Here is a 22,663-nt window from a genome sequence, read left to right as displayed (position 1 = left end):
TTGGATTCCGAAGGGCCCTCGCCGACCGACCGGCGGGGGCCCTTCCCCGTACCGGCGGCGGGACGCGGACGGCCCGGCGGGGCGCTCGGGCGGCCCCGGGGGTCACGCGGGCGTCCCGGCAGGTCACGCGGGCGTGCCCGCGGGTCACGCCAGGAGCAGGGAGGGGCTGTCCTTCCATTTCAGGATCTTGTCGAAGCTGACCACCGCGCCGCCCCGGCCCGACCGGTTGCCGAACTGCACGTGGTCCGCGAGCTCCTCGATGAGGCGCAGCCCCCGGCCGTGCTCGGCGTCCGAGGGCGCGGCGGGCAGCTCGACGCCGGGGAAGCCGGGGCCCGAGTCCGCCACCTCGATACGGCAGGTCTCGCCGTCCAGGTACGCCGTCACCCGGTAGGCCGCGCCGGCCGGGCCGGCCCCCTCGGATCCACGGCCGCCGTGCTCGACCGCGTTCGCGCACGCCTCGGTCAGCGCGACCGACAGCTCGTACGACACGTCGGGATCGACACCCGCCGTCTCCATCGTCCCCAGCAGAAGCCTTCGGGCGAGCGGCACGCTCGCGGCTTCGCGCCGCAGATGGAGTGACCACCAGATGCTCATGCTCCAGCCTCCCGGCAGCGGCTCGACATACGGATACCTATTGCCGGACAGAAGCCTTCGTAAGCGCACGGACGCGTCAAGAGCGCTCGTTCGGCGGATGCACCGGGCGCGCGTGCCGGTGTATGTCACCCCGTAGGCCCCCAAGCGGCCCAAGAACGACCTTCTGGACCTGCCTCATACCGGTGGGGCCCGTGGTGCGATGATGGGCCCGCCATGAATGCCCCCGCGCTCGCTCCACGGCTGCTGAGGGCCGCGGTGTTCACCGCGGTCTGCGTCGTGCTGTCCGCGCTCGGGCACGCCGTCGCCGCCTGCGCGGGCATCCCCCTGTGGACGCTGCTGGCGGGCTTCCTCGGCGTCTTCGGCATCACGGTCCTCTTCACCGGGCGGGAACGCTCCCTCGGCTTCGTCGTCGGCGCGCTCGCCGGCGGCCAGCTCGGCCTTCACGTCCTCTTCGGCCTCGGACAGCTCAAGCTCGCCCTGAGCGACCAGGCCGACGACGCCCTGGTACGGATGGCGGCCCGGCTCGTCTGCGGCGCCGGGACCTCGTCCCTGACCTCGGCCGACGCCACCCGGATCGTCCGCGAGGCCGGCATGGACCCGGCCGCGGCCGCCCACGCGGGTGCCGGAGCGCACCTCGGGCACGCGGCCGCGGCGACCACGCCCGGCGGCGAGCTGCTGCCCGGGCTGCCCATGCTCCTCGGCCACCTGCTCGCGGCCCTGGCCACGGGCTGGCTGCTGCGCCGCGGCGACCTGGCCCTCGTCCGGCTCGTCGAACTCTCCGAGCAGGGGGCGACGGAGCTCGCCGAGTGCACCCTCGTCCGCTCGCTGCGGGCCGCGCTCCGGCTCGTACGGGCCCTGCTGAACGGCCTCGCGGCCGCACCCGGAACGGGTCCGCGGCGGACGGCACGCACCGCCCCCGACTCCTCGCCGCCACCGGTGGCGGAGGCACTCAAGGACACGGTGATCAGGCGCGGCCCGCCGGCCGCCGCCTGCGTTCTCGCCGCCTGACACGGACCGCTCACCGGGAGCGGGCCGTGCACGTCCGCACGCCGGTCCGGGTTCCGTCCCCCCGCGCGCCGGACTTCCTCGCCTCTCTCCCGAGCCGGAGTGTCTTCTGCCATGAGCGTTTCCCGTATCTCCTCCCGCGTCTCCGCCACCCGCGTCGCCCTCGCCGGCGGCATCGCCCTCTCCTCCGTCGTGCTGCTGTCCGGTACGGCCTTCGCGCACGTGAGCGTGCAGCCGCAGGGCGAGGCCGCCAAGGGGGGCTACGCGACCGTCAACATCAAGGTCCCGAACGAGCGCGACAACGCCTCGACCGTGAAGGTCGAGGTCAACTTCCCGCTCGACCACCCGCTGGCCTCCGTCATGCCGCAGCCGGTCCCCGGCTGGAAGGCCGAGGTGACCAAGAGCAAGCTCAGCAAGCCCCTGGAGCTCCACGGCAAGAAGATCAACGAGGCCGTCTCCAAGGTGACGTGGACCGCCGACGGCTCGAAGATCGCCCCCGGCCAGTTCCAGCAGTTCCCGCTCTCCCTCGGCCAGCTGCCCGAGGACGCCGACCAGCTGGTCCTCAAGGCGATCCAGACGTACGACAACAAGGAGGTCGTGCGCTGGATCGAGGAGCAGAAGGAGGGCGCGGAGGAGCCGCAGAACCCCGCCCCGGTCCTGAAGCTCTCCGCCGCCTCCGCCGACCACCACGGCGGCGCCGCCCCGTCGGCCTCGGCTTCGGCCCCCGCGGCGGACGACAAGGCCGGCCACGGCGACGACTCCCACGAGAAGGAGGAGACGGCCGCCGCCGACTCCTCCGACACCACGGCCCGGATCCTCGGCGTCATCGGCATCCTCGTCGGCATCGCCGGCGTCGCCTTCGGTGTCCTCGCCGGCCGCCGCCGCTCGGCCTGACGGCCGCACCTCCTCCAGAGCACCCGGAAACAAGCGGAAAGAACCAGCATGTCCGCAGAGAAGACACCCTCTCCCAAGCCCGGGGACGGCCCCGCCCGCCCCGGGCGCCGCACCCCGCTGATCGTCGCCGCTGTCGCGATCGTCGCCGCGATCGGCATCACCGCGGCCGTCGTCGGCGGCGGTGGCGACGGCACGACCTCGGCGAACGGCTCCGGCTCGGTCGCCGTGGTCTCCGGCGGCGACGACACGACCAGGGCCGCGACCGTCCTCGACCGGCCCTTCACCAAGCCCGGCCTCGTCCTCACCGACACCAAGGGCCAGAAGTACGACCTGCGGGAGCGGACCAAGGGCAAGCCGACGCTCATCTACTTCGGCTACACGCACTGCCCCGACGTCTGCCCCCTGACGATGAGCAACATCGCCATCGCGAAGAAGCAGCTCCCCAAGGCCGACCAGGACAAGCTCCAGGTCGTCTTCGTCACCACCGACCCCGAGCGGGACACCCCGGCCGAGCTCGGCAAGTGGCTGCCCGCCGCGGGCGACCCCTCCTTCACCGGTCTGACCGGCGCGTTCTCCACCATCCAGGCGGGGGCGCGGGAGATCGGCATCGGCATCGACCCGCCGAAGAAGGGGAAGGACGGCAAGGTCGTCTCCATGCACGGAGCGCAGGTGATCGCCTTCTCGCCGACGACCGACCAGGGCTACGTCCTGTACGGCGAGGACACGAGCGTCGACGACTACGCCAAGGATCTGCCGAAGCTCATCAAGGGGGAGAACCCGTGAACCGCCGCACCACCGCCCTGTCCGCCGCCGTGGCCCTCTCCGCCGCGCTCGCGCTGACCGGGTGCTCGTCCTCGTCCGAAGCGGCCGGGGACGGCAAGCCCGCCCTCAAGGTCAGCGGCGCGTTCATGCCGCAGCCCGTGATGGACATGGCCGGGGGCTTCCTCACCATCAAGAACGACAGCGGCACCGCGGACAAGCTCACCTCGGTCACCAGCAGCATCTCGGACGACGTCACGATCCACGAGACGAAGAACCAGAAGATGCAGGAGGTGAAGTCCTTCGACATCCCCGCGAACGGAGAGCTGCAGCTCGCCCGGGGCGGCAACCACATCATGTTCATGGAGCTGAAGAAGCTGCCCAAGCAGGGCGAGAAGGTCAGCATCGAGCTCCACTTCGAGAAGTCCGACCCGATCAAGGTCGACCTTCCCGTCGAAGCCGCCAACCACAACCCGCAGCAGCACTGAGCGCGTTGACGGAGTTCTCACAGAACTGACGGAGTGAACCGGAAGATGACAACCACCGCCCCGCGCCTCGGTACCGCCCTGGCCCGGCTGCTGATACTCGCGGCCGCGCTGCTCGGCACGCTGCTCGCCGGCGCCGCACCCGCGTCCGCGCACGCGGCGCTGACGGCAAGCGATCCCAAGGACGGGGCGGTGGTCGCCACCGCTCCCAAGGAGGTCAACCTCACCTTCTCCGAGCAGGTCGCCATGAGCACCGACTCGATCCGGGTCCTCGACCCGGCGGGCCGGCGGGCCGACACCGGCGAGATACTCGACCTCTGCAGCGGCTCGATCGTCCGCTACGGCGTGGCGCTCCGGGCCGGACTGCCCGACGGCACCTACACCGTGGCCTGGCAGGCCGTCTCCGCCGACAGCCACCCCGTCGCCGGCGCCTTCACCTTCTCCATCGGCGCCCCCTCCACGACGTCCGTCGCCCTGCCCGACCAGGCGGCCGGCGGCGGTCTCGTCGGCGCCCTCTACGGCATCGCGCGCTACGTCTCCTACGCCGGTTTCGCGGTCCTCGTCGGCGGCGGCGCCTTCGTCCTGGCCTGCTGGCCGCGCGGCGCGAGCGTCCGTCCCGTCCAGCAGACCGTGGTCCGGGGCTGGCTGGCCCTCACCGGCGCCACCCTGCTCATGCTGCTGCTGCGCAACCCGTACACCGGCTCGGGGGAGCTCTCCGACGTCTTCGACCTGGCCGGCCTCAAGGCCGTCCTGGAGACGAAGACCGGCGCAGCGCTCACCTCGCGGCTGCTGCTCCTCGGCGCGGCCGCGCTGTTCGTGGCGGTTCTCTTCGGCGCCTACGCCCGGCGGACCGACCCGAAGGAGAAGAAGGACCTCAGCTTCGGGCTGGGCATCGGCGGCACCGTCGTCGCGGCGGGCATCGCCGGCACGTGGGCGCTGGCCGAGCACGCCTCGACCGGGATCCAGCCCGGTATCGCGATGCCCGTCGACATCCTGCACCTGCTGGCCGTCGCCGCCTGGCTCGGCGGTCTCACCGTGCTGCTCGTCGCCCTCTACAAGGCCCCGTCCGTCGACCGCTCGGCGATCGAGCGCTTCTCCCGGGTGGCCTTCGGCTCCGTGGTCGTCCTCGCGGCCACCGGGCTCTACCAGTCCTGGCGCCAGGTCGGCTCCTGGTCCGCGCTGACCGGGACCCGCTACGGGCAGCTGCTGCTCGTCAAGATCGGCCTGATGGCCGTCCTCATCGGCATCGCCTGGATCTCGCGCCGCTGGACCCGCCGCCTCGCCGACCCGACGCCGACGGCGGAGACCAAGAGCACCGGGAACACCGAGGAGAGCGAGCACGCCGAGCACGCCGAGGAGACCGAGGAGGCGGGCCAGGACTCCGACGCGGGCGAGGACGCGGCTGCCGCGGATCCTGAGCGGGCCGCGCAGCTCGCCCGGCAGCGGGCCGCCGTCGCCACCGCCCGGCGCAAGCGGGAGCGGGACGCCGATCCCGAGCGGGCCGGTCTGCGCCGCTCGGTGCTGACCGAGGCCGCGGTCGCCGTCGTGCTCCTCGCCGTCACCACCGTCCTCACCGCGACCGAACCCGGCCGCACCGAGGAGGAGGCGGGCCGGAGCGGCTCGAGCGCGTCCGGCCCGGCCGCCGTGCCGGACCGGCCCGTCGACATCCGGCTGCCCTTCGACACCGGCGGCGTCGACGGCAAGGGCATCGTCCGGCTCAGCCTCGACCCGGGCCGGACCGGCGCCAACGCGCTCCACCTCTTCGTCGAGCGCCCCAACGGCAAGCCGCTGGACGTCCCGGAGATCAAGATCGCCCTGACCCTGGAGGCGAAGGACGTCGGACCGCTGCCCGTCGCCCCGGACCGGATCCAGACCGGACACTGGAGCGCGAGCGGCGTCCAGATCCCGATGCCCGGCGAGTGGAAGATCCAGGTGACCGTCCGCACCTCCGACATCGACCAGACCACCATCGAGAAGAACGTGAAGATCGGCTGACCCGTGACCGAGAACGACAACCTTGAGATCTCCCGGCGGCGCCTGCTCGGCACCGTCGGCGCGGCGGGCGCGGCCGGTCTGGTCATCGGCGCGGCCGGGGGCATCGGGGTCACCGCGGCCGGATCGGACGGCGACGGCGGAACCGGCGCCGGCGGGGCACCCGCGCTGGCCTCCGTCGGTGCGACCGAGGTGAAGTTTCACGGGAAACACCAGGCGGGCATCACCACCCCCCTCCAGTCCCGCGGCCATCTGATCGCCTTCGACCTCGCTCCCGGGGCCGGGCGCAAGGAGTCGGCGGCCCTGCTGCGCCGCTGGTCGGTGACGGCGAAGGCGCTGATGGCGGGCAAGGCACCGGCCGGGGACACCGGTGTGGCGCTCGACGCGGGCCCCTCGTCCCTGACGGTCACCTTCGGGTTCGGCCGTACGTTCTTCGACCGGACCGGGCTCACCGCCCGCCGCCCGTCCGCGCTCGACCCGCTGCCCGCCTTCTCCGCCGACGCCCTGGACGCACGGCGCTCGGAGGGCGATCTGTGGGTCCAGATCGGTGCGGACGACGCGCTCGTCGCCTTCCACGCGCTGCGCGCCCTCCAGAAGGACGCGGGCGACGCGGCCCGGGTGCGCTGGCAGATGAACGGCTTCAACCGCTCGGCCGGTGCCACCGCCCAGCCCATGACGGCCCGCAATCTGATGGGTCAGGTCGACGGGACGGGCAATCCCAAGGTGAGCGACCCCGACTTCGACCGGCGCGTCTTCGTCCCGGCGGGCACCGGGGGCGCGACGGAGTGGATGGCCGGCGGCTCCTACGCGGTGGTGCGCAGGATCAGGATGCTGCTCGACGACTGGGAGAAGCTGCCCCTCGACCGGCAGGAGAAGGTGATCGGGCGGCGGAAGTCCGACGGGGCCCCGCTCACCGGCGGCACCGAGACCACCGAGCTCGACCTGGACAAGCGCGGTCCCGACGGGACGACGGTCATCCCGGACAACGCCCACTCCCGGATCTCCGCCCCCGAACAGAACGGCGGGGCGGCGATGCTGCGCCGGCCGTTCTCCTTCCACGACGGGATCGCTCCGGACGGCACGCCGGACGCCGGCCTCCTCTTCGTCTGCTGGCAGGCCGACCCGCTGAGGGGCTTCGTGCCCGTGCAGCGCAAGCTCGACCGGGGCGACGCGCTGTCCCCCTTCATCCGGCACGAGTCGAGCGGCCTGTTCGCGGTGCCGGGCGGCCCCGCCGAGGGCGAGTACGTGGGACAGCGGCTCCTGGAGTCCTGACCTCCCGGTCTGCCGCCCGCCGGGCGGGCGCGCGGCGCCGGACGGGCGGCCCGGGGCTCCGGGGCCCATTAGGGTGACGGTATGTCCGCCACCCGGTACACGTATCTCGGCCCCGAGGGCACCTTCACGGAGGCCGCGCTGCGTACGCTGCCCGAGGCCGCGACGAGGGAACTCGTCCCCATGGTCTCGGTGCCGGCCGCGCTCGACGCCGTACGGAACGGGGAGGCGGCCGCCGCCCTCGTGCCGATCGAGAACTCGGTCGAGGGCGGGGTGACCGCGACCCTCGACGAACTCGCCTCCGGCGAGCCGCTGATGATCTACCGCGAGGTGCTGCTGCCGATCGCCTTCGCGCTGCTCGTGCGGCCGGGGACGAAGCTGTCGGACATCAAGACGGTCACGGGCCACCCGGTGGCCCAGCCGCAGGTCCGGAACTGGCTGCGGGAGCACCTGCCCGAGGCGCTGTGGGAGTCGGCCGCGTCCAACGCGGACGGGGCCCGGCTGGTGCAGGAGGGCCGCTTCGACGCCGCGTTCGCCGGGGAGTTCGCGGCGTCGACCTACGGCCTGGAGGCCCTGGTCACCGAGATCCACGACGCGGAGAACGCCGAGACGCGGTTCGTCCTGGTGGGCCGGCCGGCCCGGCCCTCGGCGCCGACCGGCGCGGACAAGACCTCGGTGGTGCTGTGGCTGGGTGACGATCATCCGGGTGCCCTCCTCGAACTGCTCCAGGAATTCGCGGTGCGCGGGGTGAACCTGATGCTGATCCAGTCCCGGCCCACGGGGGCGGGGATCGGAAACTACTGCTTCGCCGTGGACGCCGAGGGCCATATCTCGGACCGGCGGGTGGGCGAGGCGCTGATGGGGCTCAAGCGGATCTGCCCCAAGGTGCGCTTCCTCGGCTCGTACCCGAGGGCGGGCGTCGCGGTCGAGGGCGTGGCGGCGCTGCGGCGCGGCACCTCGGACGGGGAGTTCATGGCGGCCTCCGACTGGCTGGCGAGGGCCCAGGACGGTCGGGCCTGACCCGATGGTGACCGAACGCTCCCCTCGGCGGGAGCGTTCGTCCACAGGTGCGAACCACTAGTCCTACCTGCATATTTTTCAGTTACCCACAGCAGTTGTCCACAGGGTGCGGGCTCGACCTGGGGACAAGTCGACAGCCCACCCCGACAAGGTCGACAAATCGCCCTAGCCACTCTCCGGCGCCGCCGAGCTGTCCACAGCGGGGAAAAGCGGCCCTCGTCAGCACCGTTCTCCCGATCAACTCTTCAGAGCGAGCAATTCCCACCCAAATGAGTGGTTCAATGGTGTTTGATCACGGAATTCTCAGGAGTCGGTCGGGAAATCCACGCGATCTTCCCCGTAGTCCACAGATCTTCCGCACAGCCTGTGGATAACTGAATGCGGCGCCCGGATCCCGGCATTCTCACGGGTATCAATTCGGGCATAACGCCACTCGTGACAACACGCGTGACGTTATCCGGTGGGGGCGGGTGAACACGCACCGGTAGCCTGGTGGGGTGATTGACCTTCGCCTGCTCCGTGAGGACCCCGACCGTGTTCGCGCCTCCCAGCGCGCCCGTGGAGAGGACGTCGCGCTCGTCGACGCCCTGCTCTCCGCCGATGAGCGGCGCAGGTCGTCCGGCGTCCGCTTCGACGAGCTCCGATCCGAGCAGAAGGCGCTCGGCAAGCTGATCCCCAGGGCCACCCCGGAGGAGCGCGCCGAGCTCCTCCAGAAGGCCGAGCAGCTCAAGACCGACGTCAAGGCCGCCGAGGCCGAGCAGAACGACGCCGACGAGACGGCCAAGCGGCTGCTGCTCCAGCTCGGGAACATCGTCCACACCGACGTCCCGGTCGGCGGCGAGGAGGACTTCGTCGTCCTCGAGACGCACGGCACCATCCGCGACTTCGCGGCCGAGGGCTTCGAGCCCAAGGACCACCTGGAGCTCGGCGAGGCGCTCGGCGCCATCGACGTCGAGCGCGGGGCCAAGGTCTCCGGCTCGCGCTTCTACTACCTGACCGGCGTGGGCGCCCTCCTGGAGCTCGCCCTGGTCAACGCGGCGATCGCGCAGGCCACCGAGGCCGGCTTCATCCCCATGCTGACCCCGGCGCTCGTCCGTCCGCGCGCCATGGAGGGCACCGGCTTCCTCGGCCAGGCCGCGGAGAACGTGTACCACCTGGAGAAGGACGACTACTACCTCGTCGGCACGTCCGAGGTGCCCCTCGCGGCGTACCACATGGACGAGATCATCGACGCGGACAAGCTGCCCCTGCGGTACGCGGGCTTCTCGCCCTGCTTCCGCCGCGAGGCCGGCACGTACGGCAAGGACACCCGCGGCATCTTCCGCGTCCACCAGTTCGACAAGGTCGAGATGTTCTCGTACGTCGCGCCGGAGGACGCCGAGGCCGAGCACAAGCGGCTCCTGGAGTGGGAGAAGCAGTGGCTGACCGGCCTGGAGCTGCCGTTCCAGGTCATCGACGTCGCCACCGGCGACCTCGGTGCCTCCGCCTCCCGCAAGTTCGACTGCGAGGCGTGGATCCCGACCCAGGGCAAGTACCGCGAGCTGACCTCCGCCTCGAACTGCGACAGCTTCCAGGCCCGCCGCCTCTCCGTCCGCATGCGCGACGAGCAGGGCGGCAAGAAGACCGTGCAGCCGCTCGCCACGCTCAACGGCACGCTCTGCGCCGTCCCGCGCACGATCGTGGCGATCCTGGAGAACCACCAGCTGCCCGACGGTTCCGTGCGCGTCCCGGAGATGCTGCGGCCCTACCTCGGCGGCCGTGAGGTCCTGGAGCCGATCGCCAAGTGAGCACCTTCCCCTACCGACTGGTCGCGACGGACCTCGACGGCACCCTGCTGCGCGCCGACGAGTCCGTCTCGGCCCGCACGCGGGACGCGCTCGCCGCCGCCACGGAGGCCGGTGCCGCGCACATCGTCGTCACCGGCCGGGCGGTGCCCTGGACCCGTCACATCCTCGACGACCTCGGCTACGAGGGCATCGCGGTGTGCGGCCAGGGCGCGCAGGTCTACCACGCGGGGGAGCACCGGCTGCTCACCTCGCTGACCCTGGACCGGCAGCTCGCGGGACTCGCGCTGTCCAAGCTGGAGGCGGAGGTGGGCCCGCTCGCGCTGGCCGCCAGCCGCGACGGCCTGGAGGGCGAGGTCATCATGGGCCCCGGCTACCGGGTCCACGAGGGCCCGCTGCCGTACGTGCCGTACGAGGACCCGGCGGAGCTGTGGTCGGCGCCGCTGACCAAGGTGTACCTCCAGCACCCCACGCTGACGGACGACGAGCTCACCCGGGCCGCCCGGGAGACCGTCGGCGGTCTCGTGGACGTCGTCATGGCCGGGCCCGGCATCGTGGAGATCCTGCCGCTCGGCCTGAGCAAGGCGACCGGCCTCTCGCTGGCCGCGCGCCGGCTCGGGGTGAAGGCCGCCGAGACGATCGCCTTCGGCGACATGCCCAACGACGTCCCGATGTTCGGCTGGGCCGCCCACGGCGTGGCCATGGGCAACGCGCACGCGGAACTGCGCGCGGTGGCGGACGAGGTCACGGCGTCGAACGAGGAGGACGGCATCGCCGTCGTCCTGGAGCGCCTCCTGTCGGCCTGACGGATCCCCGACGGGGAAGAGGGGGCGGCCCCGCGCGGACGTGAAGTCCGCGCGCTCGAAGCGGCCGCCCCCTCTCCACGGGGGAGCCCCCGTTTCCCCCGTACAACTAGTGTGCGCCCGCCCCCCGTTCGGGGTCGACCGGTTTTCCGCGGGTGAGCGGATAGCAGGCGAGGCCGACGGCCAGCGAGATCGCGTGTCCGAGGTCGGTGTACGTGCGGTCGGTGAGCAGCGGCACGACGAAGAAGGCCACGACCCCGGCGAGGTAGAGCCAGCGCCAGGGCCGGGCGAGCCGGTACGTGAGGATGCCCGCCGACGCGGCGAGGCCGTAACTGACCCCGATGTCGACGACGTGCGCCATGCTGCGCGGCACGTCGTGCAGGCGGATGGCGACGAGGACCACCTGCTGGCTGATCAGGGTGGCCGCGATGTGGGCGGTGGCGACGGTGAAGAGCCACTTGGGCGTGCCGATCCAGCGCTCCACGGGCGCGTGAACGAGCTCGAACAGCGCCGCGTACAGCAGCAGGTCGGCCGGGTTCTCGATCCAGAACGCGCTGCCGAGCAGGGCCCGCAGCGGATGGTGGGACAGCTGGTGCAGATTGCTGCTGTTGCGGTGCAGCAGATAGGTGTCGAGGCCCTGTGGGGAGAGCGCGATGACCAGACTGGTGATCGCGATGACCCCGAGCCAGACATGGGTGCCGGGTGACGAACGCACCCACGACCTGATCGGTCGGGACGGTTCGCCACCCGGCGGGGTTCCGCGGATTCCGCTGGCGTCGGTGGGCACCTTTCAGTGCCTATCACCCGAAGCCGTGGGAAACCTCAGAAATTGATCATGTGTCCGGCAATGCCGTGGATCGCTTCCTTCACGGCCTCGCCGAGCGTCGGGTGCGCGTGGACGTTCCGCGCGACCTCGTGGACGGTGAGGTCCCACTGCTGCGCCAGGGTCAGCTCGGGGAGCAGCTCGGTGACGTCGGGGCCGATCAGGTGGGCGCCGATGATCTCGCCGTGCGTCCCGTCCGCGATGATCTTGACGAAGCCGGTGGCGTCGCCGAGGCCGTGCGCCTTGCCGTTCGCCACGAAGGGGAACTTGGCGACCTTGACGTCGAAGCCCTTCTCGCGGGCCTGCGCCTCGGTCCAGCCGAAGCTGGCGATCTGCGGCTGGCAGTAGGTCGCGCGCGGGATCATGGGGTAGTCGAGTTCCATGGTCTCGGCGTCGCCGATGGTCTCGGCGGCGATGACGCCCATGGCCTCGGCGGTGTGCGCGAGCATCAGCTTCGCGGTGACGTCGCCGATCGCGTAGATGTGGGGCACGGAGGTGCGGCAGCGGCCGTCGACCTCGATCGCACCGCGCTCGGTGAGCGCGACGCCGGTGGCCTCCAGGCCGTAGCCGGTGACGTTCGGGGCGAAGCCGATGGCCTGGAGGACCTTGTCGGCCTCCAGCACCTTCTGGGCGCCGTCCTTGCCGGTGACGGTGACGCGGACCTGCGGGCCGGACTCGTCGATGGCCTCGACCCGGGTCGAGGTGAGGACGTCGATGCCGAGCTTGCGGTACTGCTTCGCCAGCTCCTTGGAGACCTCTTCGTCCTCCAGCGGCGCGATCCGGTCGAGGAACTCGACGATCGTGACCTTGGTGCCGTAGTTGTTCAGGACGTACGCGAACTCGATGCCGATCGCGCCGGCGCCGGCGATGACGATCGACTGCGGGGCGTCCTCGGCGAGGATCTGCTCCTCGTAGGACACGACGCGCTCGCTGCGGGCGGTGCCCGGGAGCAGGCGCGGGGTGGCGCCGGTGGCGATGATGCAGTTGTCGAACTGGATCGTCTCCGAGGTGCCGTCGGACTTGGCGACCTGGAGGGTGTTCGCGTCGAGGAAGGTGCCCCGGCCGTCGAACTCGGTGATCTTGTTCTTCTTCATGAGGAAGTGGACGCCCTTGACGCGGCCGTCCGCGACCGAGCGGCTGCGGCGGAACGCCTCGGTGTAGTCGAAGGAGACGGTGCCGTCCACCTTGATGCCGAAGGTCTTGGCCTCGTGGTTGAAGATGTGGGCCAGTTCCGCGTTGCGCAGCAGCGCCTTGGTGGGGATGCAGCCGACGTTCAGGCAGACACCGCCCCAGTACTTCTCCTCGACGACCGCGACCCGCTTGCCCAGCTGGGCGGCGCGGATGGCGGCGACGTAGCCGCCGGGGCCAGCTCCGAGTACGACGACGTCGAAGCGGTCTGACATGACTGACTCCCGAGGGTGGTGAGGGTGTTCGGTCCGCGTACGGGCCCACAGTAGTCCGGTGTCCCCCGCACGGGTCAGTTGTAGGATGACCGGGCAACCGGGCGAATGGAGAGGTCGGAACGGCATGGCACTCAGGGCGACGGGACGGACCTCGCTGGTCGACTCCGTGGTGGACCAGCTGCGGACGCAGCTGGCGGACGGCGAGTGGGCGGTCGGCGACCGCATCCCCACCGAGCACGAGCTCGCCCAGCAGCTCGGTGTGGGCCGGAACACGGTCCGCGAGGCGGTCCGGGTGCTGGTCCACGCGGGCCTGCTGGAATCCCGCCAGGGCAACGGCACCTTCGTCAGGTCGACCGCCGATCCGGCGGCCGTGCTGCGCGGGGTGCGGCACGCGGGCGCGGCCGACGTCCTCGAACTGCGGGTCGCCCTGGAGGCCGAGGCCGCGCGGCTCGCTGCGGCCCGGCGGGACACCCACGACCTGCTGCGCCTCGCGGCGGCCCTCACCACGCTGCGGGAGGAGGGCGACCGGAACGCGGACGCCGACCTCGCCTTCCACCTCGCGGTCGTCGGAGCCACCCACAACGCCGCCTTCGTCGAGGTGTACCGGTTCTTCTCCGCCCAGGTCCACGAGGTCCTCGTGGAGGCCCTCGGCGACCGCGAGATGCCGCCGGTCGACATCGACGCCCACGCGGCCCTGGTCGCGGCGATCGAGGCCGGCGACCCGGAGACGGCGGAACGCCGGGCCCGCGAACTGCTGCGGCTCCCGATGGAGACGGTCGCGGCACTCACGGAGGACTCCTGATGCGCGCGGAGACCCGGACCAGGGGATCGGCCGGGGACCCGCCCGCGCCGCCGGCCGTGCTCGTCGACGCGGAGGCCGGGGTCCGGCCGTCGGCCGCCGGTGCGGCCGCCCGGCGGGCGCTGTCGGCGCACCCGGCACTGCTCCTCGTCGGGATCGTGCTGGCCTCGCTGAACATGCGGGCCGCGCTCGCCGGTGTGGCGCCGCTGGTCGGCGAGATATCCGGGGCCTTCGGCCTCTCCGCCACGGCGAGTTCGCTCGTGACCTCGGTGCCGGTGCTGTTCCTCGGCGTCGGCGCGCTCGTCGCCCCCTGGCTGGGGCGCCGCTTCGGCGCCGAACGCGTGCTGCTCGCGGCCCTGCTGCTGCTCGCCGTCGGCATCCTCGCGCGCGTGCTGCCCTCCGTGTACGCGCTGTACGGCGGCGGCATCCTCGTCGGCACCGCGATCGCCCTGCTCAACGTGCTGATGCCCGGCCTGATCAAGCGCGACTTCCCGGACCGGGCCGCGGCGATGACCTCGGTCTACACGGGCGCGATGATCGCCGGTGCGACGGTCGCGGCGGCGGCCGCCGTGCCGCTGGAGAAGGCGCTCGGCGGGGGCTGGGAGGGCTCGCTCGGCTTCTGGTCCCTGCTCGCCGTGCTCGCCGCGGTCGCCTGGCTGCCCCAGGTGCTGATCGCCCGAGGCCGCACCGGCCACGAGGTACGGGCCGTCCCGGCCGCCGGCACCCGCCGGGTGAGCGTCTGGCGCTCGGCACTGGCCTGGCAGGTCACGCTCTTCATGGGACTGCAGTCGCTCTGGTCGTACGTGCTGATCGCCTGGATGCCGACGATCTTCACCGACCACGGGATGAGCCGCTCCACGGCCGGTGTCGTCTTCGCCTTCAACAACCTGGTCCAGGTCGCGGGTGCCTTCGTGGTGCCGCTGCTGGCCGGCCGGATGCGGAGCCAGCGTCCGCTGATCGTCCTGGTCACCGCGCTGGTCGGGGCCGGTTACGCCGGTCTGATGGTGGCGCCGGTGGAGGGGGCCTGGCTCTGGGCCGCGGTGCTCGGGGTGGGCCAGGGCGGGGCGGTCGGCCTCGCCCTGACGCTGATCGTGCTGCGCTCCGGGGACGCGGTGACCGCGGCGCGGCTCTCCGGCATGGCCCAGACGGTCGGCTATCTGCTCGCCGCCGCGGGCCCGCTCGCGGCCGGCGCCCTGCATCAGGCCACCGGCTCCTGGACGCTGCCCCTCGCCGTGGTCCTCGGGGTCTGCGCGGCGGCCCTCACGGTGGGGCTCTTCGCCGCCCGGGACCGGACGGTGTGAACCGGACGGGGTGAACGGACCGCGCGCGGACCGGGTGAACGGACCGGGTGAGAGGAGGGGGGCGCGGTGCGGCTCCGAGATCGGGCTCCCGGGGTGGGGCGCCCGGCCTCGGAGCCGTACCGCGTGCGTGTCCGCTCCTACTCCTCGCCGGCCAGCTTCAGCGTGCGGAGCTTGAACCCGGCGAACCAGGTCGCCACGACCGTGACGGCGGAGAGGAGCACGACCGCCGTGGTGAGGCTCACCTCCGAGGTGACCAGGCCGTCGCCGGTGACCTTCTCGGCCAGTGCGAGCGCCCACTGCTGGACGCTCAGGGTCCGCGCGCCCTCGATCAGGGAGCCGAACAGGGCCTCCCACACCAGGGCGTAGACCAGGCCGATGACCACGGCGTGGCGGCTGATCGTGCCGAGCAGCAGGAACAGCGCGCTGTACGCGATGGAGGCCACGAGCGCCGCCACCGTGTACGCCACGGCCACCTGCTGGCCGTTGCCGTTGAGGATGAAGCCGGCGACGAACGTCGGCACCGCCGAGAAGACCATCGTCACGGCGATGGCGACGATCAGCTTCGTGAAGATGATCGAGGGCCGCTTCACCGGCTTCGACAGCAGGTAGACGATCGAACCGTCGTCGATCTCCGGGCCGATCGCGCCCGTGCCGGCGATCACGCCGATCAGCGGGACCATCGTGGCCAGCGCGAAGCCGCCCAGGACATCGGCCGCGACCTGGTCGTCCGCGCCGTTGAAGGCACGCACCGCCGCCGAGATCAGCAGCAGCATGGCGGGCAGCAGGAACAGGATCAGGGCCCGGCGGCGGCCGAGCAGGGCCCGGTAGGTGAGCCGGGCGACTGTGGGGTTGTACATCGGTCAGGCTCCTTTCAGGCCGCGACGAGGTACGAGAAGACCGATTCGAGGGACTCGTCCGAGGGCGAGACCGTCAGCAGCCGGATCCCGCGCTCGCGCGCGACCTTCGGCAGCAGCTCGGTGAACCGGCCGAAGTCCACGGCCTGCACGCGCAGCCCGCCCTCGGCGTGGTCGACCTCGATCCCCGCCGTCGACGGGTCGGCGATCAGCGCCGCGGCCAGTGCCCGGTCGTCGCTGGAGCGGACCAGGTAGCGGTGCGGGCGGTCCGTCATCAGGCGGCGGATCCTGCGGAAGTCGCCGGAGGCCGCGTGGCGCCCGGCCACGATCACCTCGATGTGGGACGCGAGCTGCTCGACCTCCTCCAGGATGTGCGAGGAGAACAGCACCGTGCGGCCGTCCGCGCCCATCTGCCGCAGCAGGTCCATCAGCTGCATGCGCTGGCGCGGGTCCATGCCGTTGAACGGCTCGTCGAGCAGCAGCACCGACGGGTCGTGCACCAGGGCCGACGCCATCTTCACGCGCTGCCGCATGCCCTTGCTGTACGTGGAGATCTTGCGGTCCTGCGCGTGCTCCATCTCGACCGTCGCCAGGGCCCGCTGGGCCTCCGTGGCGCCGAGGCCCTGGAGTTCGGCGTTGGCCACGACGAACTCGCGGCCGGTGAGGAAGTCGTACATCGCCTCGCGCTCGGGCACGACACCGATCTCGCGGTAGACCGACTCGTTCCCCCAGATCGTCTGCCCGTCGAGGGTGACGCTGCCGGTGGAGGGGTCGAGGAAGCCGCCCATCATGTTGATGAGGGTGGACTTTCCCGCGCCGTTCGGCCCGAGGAGGCCGGTGACACCCGGGCCCACCGTCATCGTGACGTCGTTCACGGCCACGACGTTTCCGAACCAGCGGGAGACGTGGTCGATGGTGAGGATGCTCATGGGCGCGGCCCATTCCTTAGAGGGGTGGTGGCGGGCGACGGGAGGGCTGTCACAGCCCGACCTTTCGGTAGCGGCGCATCAGGATGCCGTACGAGCCGGCGACGAGTGCGAGGACGACCAGCAGATAGACCGCGCCGGTGCCGGCACCCGGTCCCTCGCCGCCGGGGAAGGAGGAGGGCGCGCCGAGGAAGGCGGTCTGCACGCCGTCGATGAGCGTGATCGGCGAGAACAGGCCGAGCCAGGAGATGGCGCCCGGGTTGTCCGTGCCGTACGCGATGCCCTGGAGCGTCGAGACCGCTCCGTACGAGATCGTGAGCAGGCCGATCACGGCGGCGACGCCGAAGCCGCGGCGCGGGGTGAGCGCCGCCATGACCAGCCCGACGCCGCCGAAGAGCAGCGAGAGCAGGGCCACGGAGACCAGTCCCTGACCGAACATCTGCGTCTGCGTCCCGAAGTCCATCTTGGCCAGCAGCGAGCCGATCCAGAGGATGAGCAGCGGGACCGCGGTCAGCAGGAACAGCGCCGAGGCCATCGCGCCGAACTTGGCGAGCACGTAGTCCGCGCGCTCGATCGGCCGGGAGAAGTACAGCGGCACGGTCCTGAACCGGAGGTCGCGGGAGACCGACTGCGGCGCCTGCGAGGCCAAGTAGATGCCGATGACGACCTGGAGGAAGATCGCGTACTGCGTGTACTCGATCGACAGCTTGGACTGCTTGGTGACGACCGCGACCGCGACGATGATCAGCGCGGGCACGCACATCACGCCGAAGAGCAGCATCGGCAGCACCTTGGACTTGGCGCTGCGGCCCAGTCCGTACGCGCCGCGCAGGGACTGCGAGAACAGCGACCTGCGCGCGTACGCCCGGCCGAGGCGCGGGCCGTCGTAGGAGCGGTAGCCGATGTTGTGGATGCGGGTCGTGTCGGGAGCGGCCTGGGGGGCGGGGGTGCTCATCGGGCCGGCACCTCCTCGTGCTGGGACGCCTCGGGGCGGAAGACCTCGGCGATGTGGTGGCGGCGCTGCTCCATGCGGACGAGACCGAGGCCGAGGTCGGCGACGGTGTCCCGCACGAGGTCGTACGTCTCCTCGCCCGGGGCCTCCAGGAGGAGGATGTGACCGGCACCGGGCAGGCCCTCCTCCACGCCCTCGTGGAGGGTGACGCCCGCGGCGGCGAGGGCCGCCCGGAGGGCCGCCGTGCCGTCGGTGTGCGTGTCGGAGTCGGTCACCTCGACGGCGAGCGTCGTGGTCTGCCGGGTGAAGTCGCTGGTGGAGCTGGAGCGCAGGAGCCGGCCGCCGTCGATGACGACGACGTGGTCGCAGGTGCGCTCCAGCTCGCCGAGCAGGTGCGAGGTGACCAGGACCGAGATGCCGAAGTCGGTCCAGACCCGGCGGATCAGCCCCAGCATCTCGTCCCGGCCGACCGGGTCCAGACCGTTGGTCGGCTCGTCCAGGAGGACCAGCTTCGGGTCGTGGACCAGGGCCTGGGCGAGCTTCACGCGCTGCTTCATGCCGGTCGAGTAGCCGCCCATCGGGCGGTACCGCTCCTCGTACAGACCGACGTGCCGCAGGGTGTCGGCGGTCCGCTCACGGGCGGCGGTCGCGGGCAGCCCGGACATCCGCGCCATGTGGACGACGAACTCGGTGGCCGAGACGTCCGGCGGCAGACAGTCGTGCTCGGGCATGTAGCCCACGCGCTCGCGGATCTCGGCACCGGACGTGCGGACGTCCATCCCGAGGACGTGGGCGGTGCCCTCCGTGGCGGGGGCGAGCCCGAGCAGGATCTTGATCATGGTGGACTTGCCGGCTCCGTTGGCACCCACGAGTCCGGTCACACCGGGCCCGATGTCCAGGGAGAGCCGGTCAAGAGCGGTCACCCGGGGGTACCGCTTGCTGAGGCTTTCGGTCGCGATCACAGTCACGCCTCCGACGGTAGTGGTCTGCGCCACAGGGGTCGTCAGCCCAACGGCTCGATCCTTGTCCGACCAGAGGAGTACATGCCAGTAGGGGAGCTCGCGACGAAAGTCTTTCCGCCCGGGTCCGCGGCTCCCCGCGGCGCGGCTGGGACGACCGGTTCTCCACAGGCCGCGGTCCGACCCCTTGACGCAGCCGCCGAGCATTGTCACATTCATCGGTGTCAAGTTACGGACGCGTAGCGCAGTCGGGCGCTCACACGGGACGGCGGGTGGCATGGCCTCACCAGTGACAGGCGAACTCTCCGCGGAGCTGCGGGGCTTCAGGGAAGTGCAGCGGCTCTCCTACGCGTGCGCGGAGGCCGTCGCGGCTCAGCTCAAGCCGGGCGTGACCGAGCGCGAGGCCGCCCGGATGCAGCGCGAGTGGCTGTACGAGCGGGGTGTCCGGGACTGGTTCCACCGGCCGTTCGCCTGGTTCGGGGACCGCACCGCCTTCACCGGCTTCAGGATCCCGCTGCAGTTCTTCCCGACGAACCGGCGCCTCGAACCGGGGATGCCGTTCATCCTCGACATGGCCCCGGTGTTCAAGGGGTACACGGCCGACATCGGCTACAGCGGCTGCCTCGGCCTCGACCCGCTCCACGACAAGCTGCTCGCCGACCTCCGGGAGCACCGCGAGCTGATCCTGCGCGAGGTGCGCGAGCGCCGCACGCTCCGCGAGATCTACCAGGACGTCGACCGCCTCATGGTCCGCCAGGGATACGCGAACCGGCACCGGGCCTATCCCTTCGGCCTCATCGCCCACAAGATCGACCGGGTGAAGGAGCGCCGCTGGTCGCCGACCGTCTTCGGCTTCGGCACCCAGGCGCTCAAGGGCCTCGCGAGCGACGCCCTGCACGGCCACCGGGACGGCTGGTCGCCGCTCTGGTCGCCGTACACCTTCTCCGACCACCCTCCGCAGCCGGGCCTGTGGGCGGTCGAGCCGCACCTCGGATTCCGGGGGACGGGCGCGAAGTTCGAGGAGATCCTGGTCGTCACCGACTCCGGGGATCCCGAGCAGAGCGCGTTCTGGCTGGACGACGATCTGCCGCACGTGCGGCGCTGGAACGAGGGAGCGGTCTGATGGCGGGGCTGAACGGAGCGCGGGAGCGCTGGGTCCGTACGGGCGGGATCGAACTGTGCGTCGCCGAGCTCGGCGAGGAGGGCCGGCCCACCGTGCTGCTCGTGCACGGATACCCGGACTCCAAGGAGGTGTGGACGGAGGTCGCCGGCCGGCTCGCCGAGGACTTCCACGTCGTCCTCTACGACGTGCGCGGCCACGGCCGCTCGACGGCTCCGGCGCCGCTGCGCGGCGGCTTCACCCTGGAGAAGCTGACGGACGACTTCCTCGCGGTCGCCGACGCCGTCAGCCCCGGCCGGCCGGTCCACCTCGTCGGCCACGACTGGGGGTCGGTGCAGTCCTGGGAGTTCGTGACCGTCCCGCGCACCGAGGGCCGGATCGCCTCCTTCACCTCGATGTCGGGGCCCTCCCTCGACCACTTCGGGCACTGGATCAAGCGGCGGATGAGCCGGCCCACCCCGCGCCGGGTCGGCCAGCTCCTCGGCCAGGGGGCCAAGTCCTGGTACGTGTACATGCTGCACACCCCCGTGCTGCCGGAGCTCGCCTGGCGCGGGCCGCTCGGCAAGCGCTGGCCGAGGATCCTGGAGCGCGTCGAGAAGGTCCCGGCCGGCGACTACCCGACGCCGTCGCTGCCGAGCGACGCGGCGCACGGCGCCTGGCTCTACCGGGACAACGTCCGGTCCCGCCTCGGCCGGCCGCGCCCCGACGCGTACGCGCACGCGCCCGTGCAGCTGATCACCCCGACCGGCGACGCCTTCCTCTCCGAGCGGCTCTACGACGACCTGGGCGACTGGGTCCCGGACCTGACCCGGCGCACGCTGCCCGCGAAGCACTGGGTGCCCCGCACCCGGCCCGACCAGCTCTCCGCCTGGATCGGCGACTTCGTCCGGGCCCATGAGGACCCGGCGACCCGGGCCGCCGCGCCCGTCCCGGCGAAGGCGAGGAGCGGGGTGAAGCCGGCGTACGCGGAGCGGTTCGGCGGGCAGCTGGTCCTGGTGACCGGTGCCGCCAGCGGCATCGGACGCGCCACCGCCTTCGCGTTCGCGGAGGCCGGGGCCCGTGTCGTGGCCGTCGACCGGGACGCCGAGGGCGCGGCCCGCACGGCCGGGATGGCCCGGCTGATCGGGGCCCCCGAGGCCTGGGGCGAGACCGTCGACGTCGCCGACGAGCAGGCCATGGAGAAGCTCGCCGCCAAGGTGGCGAGCGAGTACGGAGTGGTCGACGTCCTCGTCAACAACGCGGGCATCGGGCTCACCGGGTCCTTCTTCGACACGACCGCCGAGGAGTGGAAGCGGGTCCTCGACGTCAACCTGTGGGGCGTGATCCACGGATCCCGGGTCTTCGGCGCGCAGATGACGGCCCGCGGCCAGGGCGGCCACATCGTCAACACCGCGTCCGCCGCGGCGTTCCAGCCCTCCCGGGCCCTCCCGGCGTACAGCACCTCGAAGGCCGCGGTGCTGATGCTGAGCGAGTGCCTGCGCGCCGAGCTGGCCGAGCAGGGCATCGGGGTCTCCGCGATATGCCCCGGCATCGTCAACACCAACATCACGGCGACGGCGCGGTTCGCGGGCGTCAGCGACGAGGCGGAGGAGAAGCGGCGCCGCCGGAAGGCCTCCCGGCTGTACGGGCTGCGCAACTTCCCGCCGGAGAAGGTCGCGGACGCGATCCTGGCGGCGGTCCTGCACAACCGCGCGGTCGTCCCGGTGACCCCCGAGGCGCGGGGCGCGCACGTCCTGTCGCGGCTCAGCCCGGGCACGCTCCGGGCCTTCGCGCGGTGGCAGCCGCCGGCGTAGCGGTCGGACCGCGCGGGGGCCCTCGCCGCGCGGCGGTCGTACGATCGGTGGCCTGCACAGGGCCCCGCGGCGGCGGGGTGGAGCGAGCGGTCGGTGGGAGCGGGTTTGTCCGAGCAGTCAGCACAGCCGGAGTACCGGATCGAGGATCTCGCCCACCACAGCGGCGCCACGGTCCGCACGATCCGCGCCTACCAGGACCGCGGGCTGCTGCCCCGCCCGGAGCGGCGGGGCAGGTCGAACGTGTACGGGGACGCGCACCTCGCGCGGCTCCGCCAGATCGCCGACCTCCTCGACCGGGGCTACACGCTGGCCTCGATCAAGGAGCTCCTGGAGGCCTGGGACACCGGCCGGGGGCTCGGCGGTGTCCTCGGCCTCGTCGCCGAGGTGCACGGTCCGTGGACGGACGAGCAGGCCGACCGGATCTCCCGGGCGGAGCTGGAGGCCCGCTTCGGCGGCACACCGGACGAGGCGGCCATCCTGGAGGCCGTCGAGCTCGGCGTACTGGAGCCTCTGCCGGACCGGGAGACGGAGGAGTACCTCGTACCGAGTCCCCAGGAGCTCGCCGTGGCAGCCGAGTTGTACGCGGCGGGCGTTCCGCTCGGCGCGATCACCGGGCATCTGAGGGAACTTCGGGACCAGGTGGAGCACATAGCCTCCCGTTTCCTGGAGTTCACGACCGAGCACGTCTTCGCCCGCTATCTGGAGCACCGGCCGCCGACGGACGCCGACGCGCACGAGGCCGCGACGATGGTCCGCCGCCTCAGGCCGCTGGCCCAGCAGACCGTGGACGCCGAACTGGCTAGGGCGATGCGACTGTTGGCCACCCGGCACCTTCAGCTCCATCTGTCTCCGGACGCGCCGCCGGTGCGGGACGACGAGCCGCGGCCGGTGACGCTACCGGCGGGGACGGTGCGGGCCGTTCAGGATCTCGTCGGCTCGGAGGGCGTCGCCGCCTTCGTCGCGGCGGCTGCCGAACGAGAGGTACACAAGCGGACATTGGATGCTCTTGCCACAACTCGCGTCACGGAGTGACAATTTACCCAATTCACCCGTAACGGCTGGTGTGTTGTCCACAGAATCGCCAACTACCCTGTGGATAACTCGCTTTGGCTGTGGATCAAACCTGTG

21 protein-coding genes are annotated in these 22,663 nt (G+C 71.9%); 14 read left to right on the top strand and 7 right to left on the bottom strand.

What is annotated here, in order from left to right; all coding sequences use genetic code 11:
• Positions 1-144: 144 nt before the first annotated feature.
• Entirely contained in the window at positions 145-594 is a 450-nt protein-coding gene (locus ACF09E_RS28845) for an ATP-binding protein (RefSeq protein WP_392208272.1), read from the bottom strand.
• A 213-nt stretch (positions 595-807) separates the two neighbouring features.
• On the opposite strand from ACF09E_RS28845, the gene ACF09E_RS28840 reads away from it, so the two are divergent.
• From ACF09E_RS28840 to ACF09E_RS28800, 9 genes are all read left to right on the top strand, one after another.
• Positions 808-1,602 (top strand): hypothetical protein, encoded by a 795-nt coding sequence (locus ACF09E_RS28840; RefSeq protein ID WP_392208270.1) that lies wholly within the window; start codon positions 808-810, stop codon positions 1,600-1,602.
• Between the two features lie 111 nt (positions 1,603-1,713).
• Positions 1,714-2,493 carry a YcnI family protein gene (locus ACF09E_RS28835; RefSeq protein ID WP_392208268.1) on the top strand — a complete coding sequence of 260 codons (780 nt, stop codon included), beginning with the start codon at positions 1,714-1,716 and terminating at the stop codon, positions 2,491-2,493.
• A gap of 48 nt (positions 2,494-2,541) precedes the next feature.
• A complete protein-coding gene (locus ACF09E_RS28830) occupies positions 2,542-3,276 on the top strand; it encodes an SCO family protein (protein ID WP_392208266.1) in 735 nt (244 codons plus the stop codon).
• Positions 3,273-3,740 carry a copper chaperone PCu(A)C gene (locus ACF09E_RS28825; RefSeq protein WP_392208264.1) on the top strand — a complete coding sequence of 156 codons (468 nt, stop codon included), beginning with the start codon at positions 3,273-3,275 and terminating at the stop codon, positions 3,738-3,740. The genes ACF09E_RS28830 and ACF09E_RS28825 overlap by 4 nt, the downstream gene beginning before the upstream one ends.
• A 45-nt stretch (positions 3,741-3,785) precedes the next feature.
• Positions 3,786-5,732, top strand: a complete 1,947-nt coding sequence (locus ACF09E_RS28820; RefSeq protein WP_392208262.1) for a copper resistance CopC/CopD family protein — start codon at positions 3,786-3,788, stop codon at positions 5,730-5,732.
• Between the two features lie 3 nt (positions 5,733-5,735).
• Positions 5,736-7,001: an iron uptake transporter deferrochelatase/peroxidase subunit gene (gene efeB, locus ACF09E_RS28815; RefSeq protein ID WP_392208260.1), complete on the top strand. Its 1,266-nt coding sequence runs from the start codon at positions 5,736-5,738 to the stop codon at positions 6,999-7,001.
• Positions 7,002-7,082: 81 nt separating this feature from the next.
• The gene (pheA, locus tag ACF09E_RS28810) at positions 7,083-8,018 is read left to right on the top strand and encodes a prephenate dehydratase (RefSeq protein ID WP_392208258.1); all 936 of its coding nucleotides are present in this window, start codon (positions 7,083-7,085) and stop codon (positions 8,016-8,018) included.
• A 497-nt stretch (positions 8,019-8,515) separates the two neighbouring features.
• Positions 8,516-9,805: a serine--tRNA ligase gene (gene serS, locus ACF09E_RS28805; RefSeq protein WP_392045211.1), complete on the top strand. Its 1,290-nt coding sequence runs from the start codon at positions 8,516-8,518 to the stop codon at positions 9,803-9,805.
• A complete protein-coding gene (locus ACF09E_RS28800; RefSeq protein ID WP_392208256.1) occupies positions 9,802-10,608 on the top strand; it encodes an HAD family hydrolase in 807 nt (268 codons plus the stop codon). Before serS ends, ACF09E_RS28800 begins: the two co-directional genes overlap by 4 nt.
• A gap of 106 nt (positions 10,609-10,714) precedes the next feature.
• On the opposite strand, the gene ACF09E_RS28795 is transcribed toward ACF09E_RS28800, so the two are convergent.
• Together ACF09E_RS28795 and lpdA are read right to left on the bottom strand one after the other, a co-directional pair.
• A complete protein-coding gene (locus ACF09E_RS28795; RefSeq protein WP_392208458.1) occupies positions 10,715-11,371 on the bottom strand; it encodes a rhomboid-like protein in 657 nt (218 codons plus the stop codon).
• 56 nt (positions 11,372-11,427) lie between these two features.
• Positions 11,428-12,831 carry a dihydrolipoyl dehydrogenase gene (gene lpdA, locus ACF09E_RS28790; RefSeq protein WP_392208253.1) on the bottom strand — a complete coding sequence of 468 codons (1,404 nt, stop codon included), beginning with the start codon at positions 12,829-12,831 and terminating at the stop codon, positions 11,428-11,430.
• Between the two features lie 124 nt (positions 12,832-12,955).
• Here lpdA and ACF09E_RS28785 point away from each other — a divergent pair, with 124 nt between their 5' ends.
• Together ACF09E_RS28785 and ACF09E_RS28780 are read left to right on the top strand one after the other, a co-directional pair.
• Positions 12,956-13,633 carry a FadR/GntR family transcriptional regulator gene (locus tag ACF09E_RS28785; RefSeq protein ID WP_392208251.1) on the top strand — a complete coding sequence of 226 codons (678 nt, stop codon included), beginning with the start codon at positions 12,956-12,958 and terminating at the stop codon, positions 13,631-13,633.
• On the top strand, positions 13,633-14,931 hold the full coding sequence (locus tag ACF09E_RS28780) for a CynX/NimT family MFS transporter (protein ID WP_392208249.1): 1,299 nt from the start codon (positions 13,633-13,635) through the stop codon (positions 14,929-14,931). The genes ACF09E_RS28785 and ACF09E_RS28780 overlap by 1 nt, the downstream gene beginning before the upstream one ends.
• 137 nt (positions 14,932-15,068) lie before the next feature.
• Here the strand turns inward: ACF09E_RS28780 and ACF09E_RS28775 are convergent, their stop codons facing one another.
• From ACF09E_RS28775 to ACF09E_RS28760, 4 genes are read right to left on the bottom strand one after another with little or no spacing between them, the layout of a single operon-like run.
• Complete coding sequence (locus tag ACF09E_RS28775; protein ID WP_361852733.1) at positions 15,069-15,788, bottom strand: ABC transporter permease subunit; 720 nt, start codon at positions 15,786-15,788, stop codon at positions 15,069-15,071.
• A gap of 14 nt (positions 15,789-15,802) precedes the next feature.
• A complete protein-coding gene (locus tag ACF09E_RS28770) occupies positions 15,803-16,714 on the bottom strand; it encodes an ABC transporter ATP-binding protein (RefSeq protein WP_388800857.1) in 912 nt (303 codons plus the stop codon).
• A 49-nt stretch (positions 16,715-16,763) separates the two neighbouring features.
• Positions 16,764-17,666: an ABC transporter permease gene (locus ACF09E_RS28765; RefSeq protein ID WP_361852739.1), complete on the bottom strand. Its 903-nt coding sequence runs from the start codon at positions 17,664-17,666 to the stop codon at positions 16,764-16,766.
• Positions 17,663-18,625, bottom strand: a complete 963-nt coding sequence (locus tag ACF09E_RS28760) for an ABC transporter ATP-binding protein (RefSeq protein WP_388801228.1) — start codon at positions 18,623-18,625, stop codon at positions 17,663-17,665. Before ACF09E_RS28760 ends, ACF09E_RS28765 begins: the two co-directional genes overlap by 4 nt.
• A 274-nt stretch (positions 18,626-18,899) precedes the next feature.
• Here ACF09E_RS28760 and ACF09E_RS28755 point away from each other — a divergent pair, with 274 nt between their 5' ends.
• From ACF09E_RS28755 to ACF09E_RS28745, 3 genes are all read left to right on the top strand, one after another.
• The gene (locus ACF09E_RS28755; protein ID WP_392208247.1) at positions 18,900-19,745 is read left to right on the top strand and encodes a M24 family metallopeptidase; all 846 of its coding nucleotides are present in this window, start codon (positions 18,900-18,902) and stop codon (positions 19,743-19,745) included.
• A complete protein-coding gene (locus ACF09E_RS28750) occupies positions 19,745-21,535 on the top strand; it encodes an SDR family oxidoreductase (RefSeq protein WP_392208245.1) in 1,791 nt (596 codons plus the stop codon). Before ACF09E_RS28755 ends, ACF09E_RS28750 begins: the two co-directional genes overlap by 1 nt.
• Before the next feature lie 105 nt (positions 21,536-21,640).
• Entirely contained in the window at positions 21,641-22,567 is a 927-nt protein-coding gene (locus ACF09E_RS28745) for a MerR family transcriptional regulator (RefSeq protein WP_392208243.1), read from the top strand.
• Positions 22,568-22,663 lie beyond the last annotated feature (96 nt).

The sequence above is a fragment of the Streptomyces sp. NPDC014891 genome, from assembly GCF_043081085.1.
In the GTDB taxonomy this organism is placed as follows: domain Bacteria; phylum Actinomycetota; class Actinomycetes; order Streptomycetales; family Streptomycetaceae; genus Streptomyces.
This window is presented reverse-complemented; position numbering and strand designations above follow the sequence as displayed.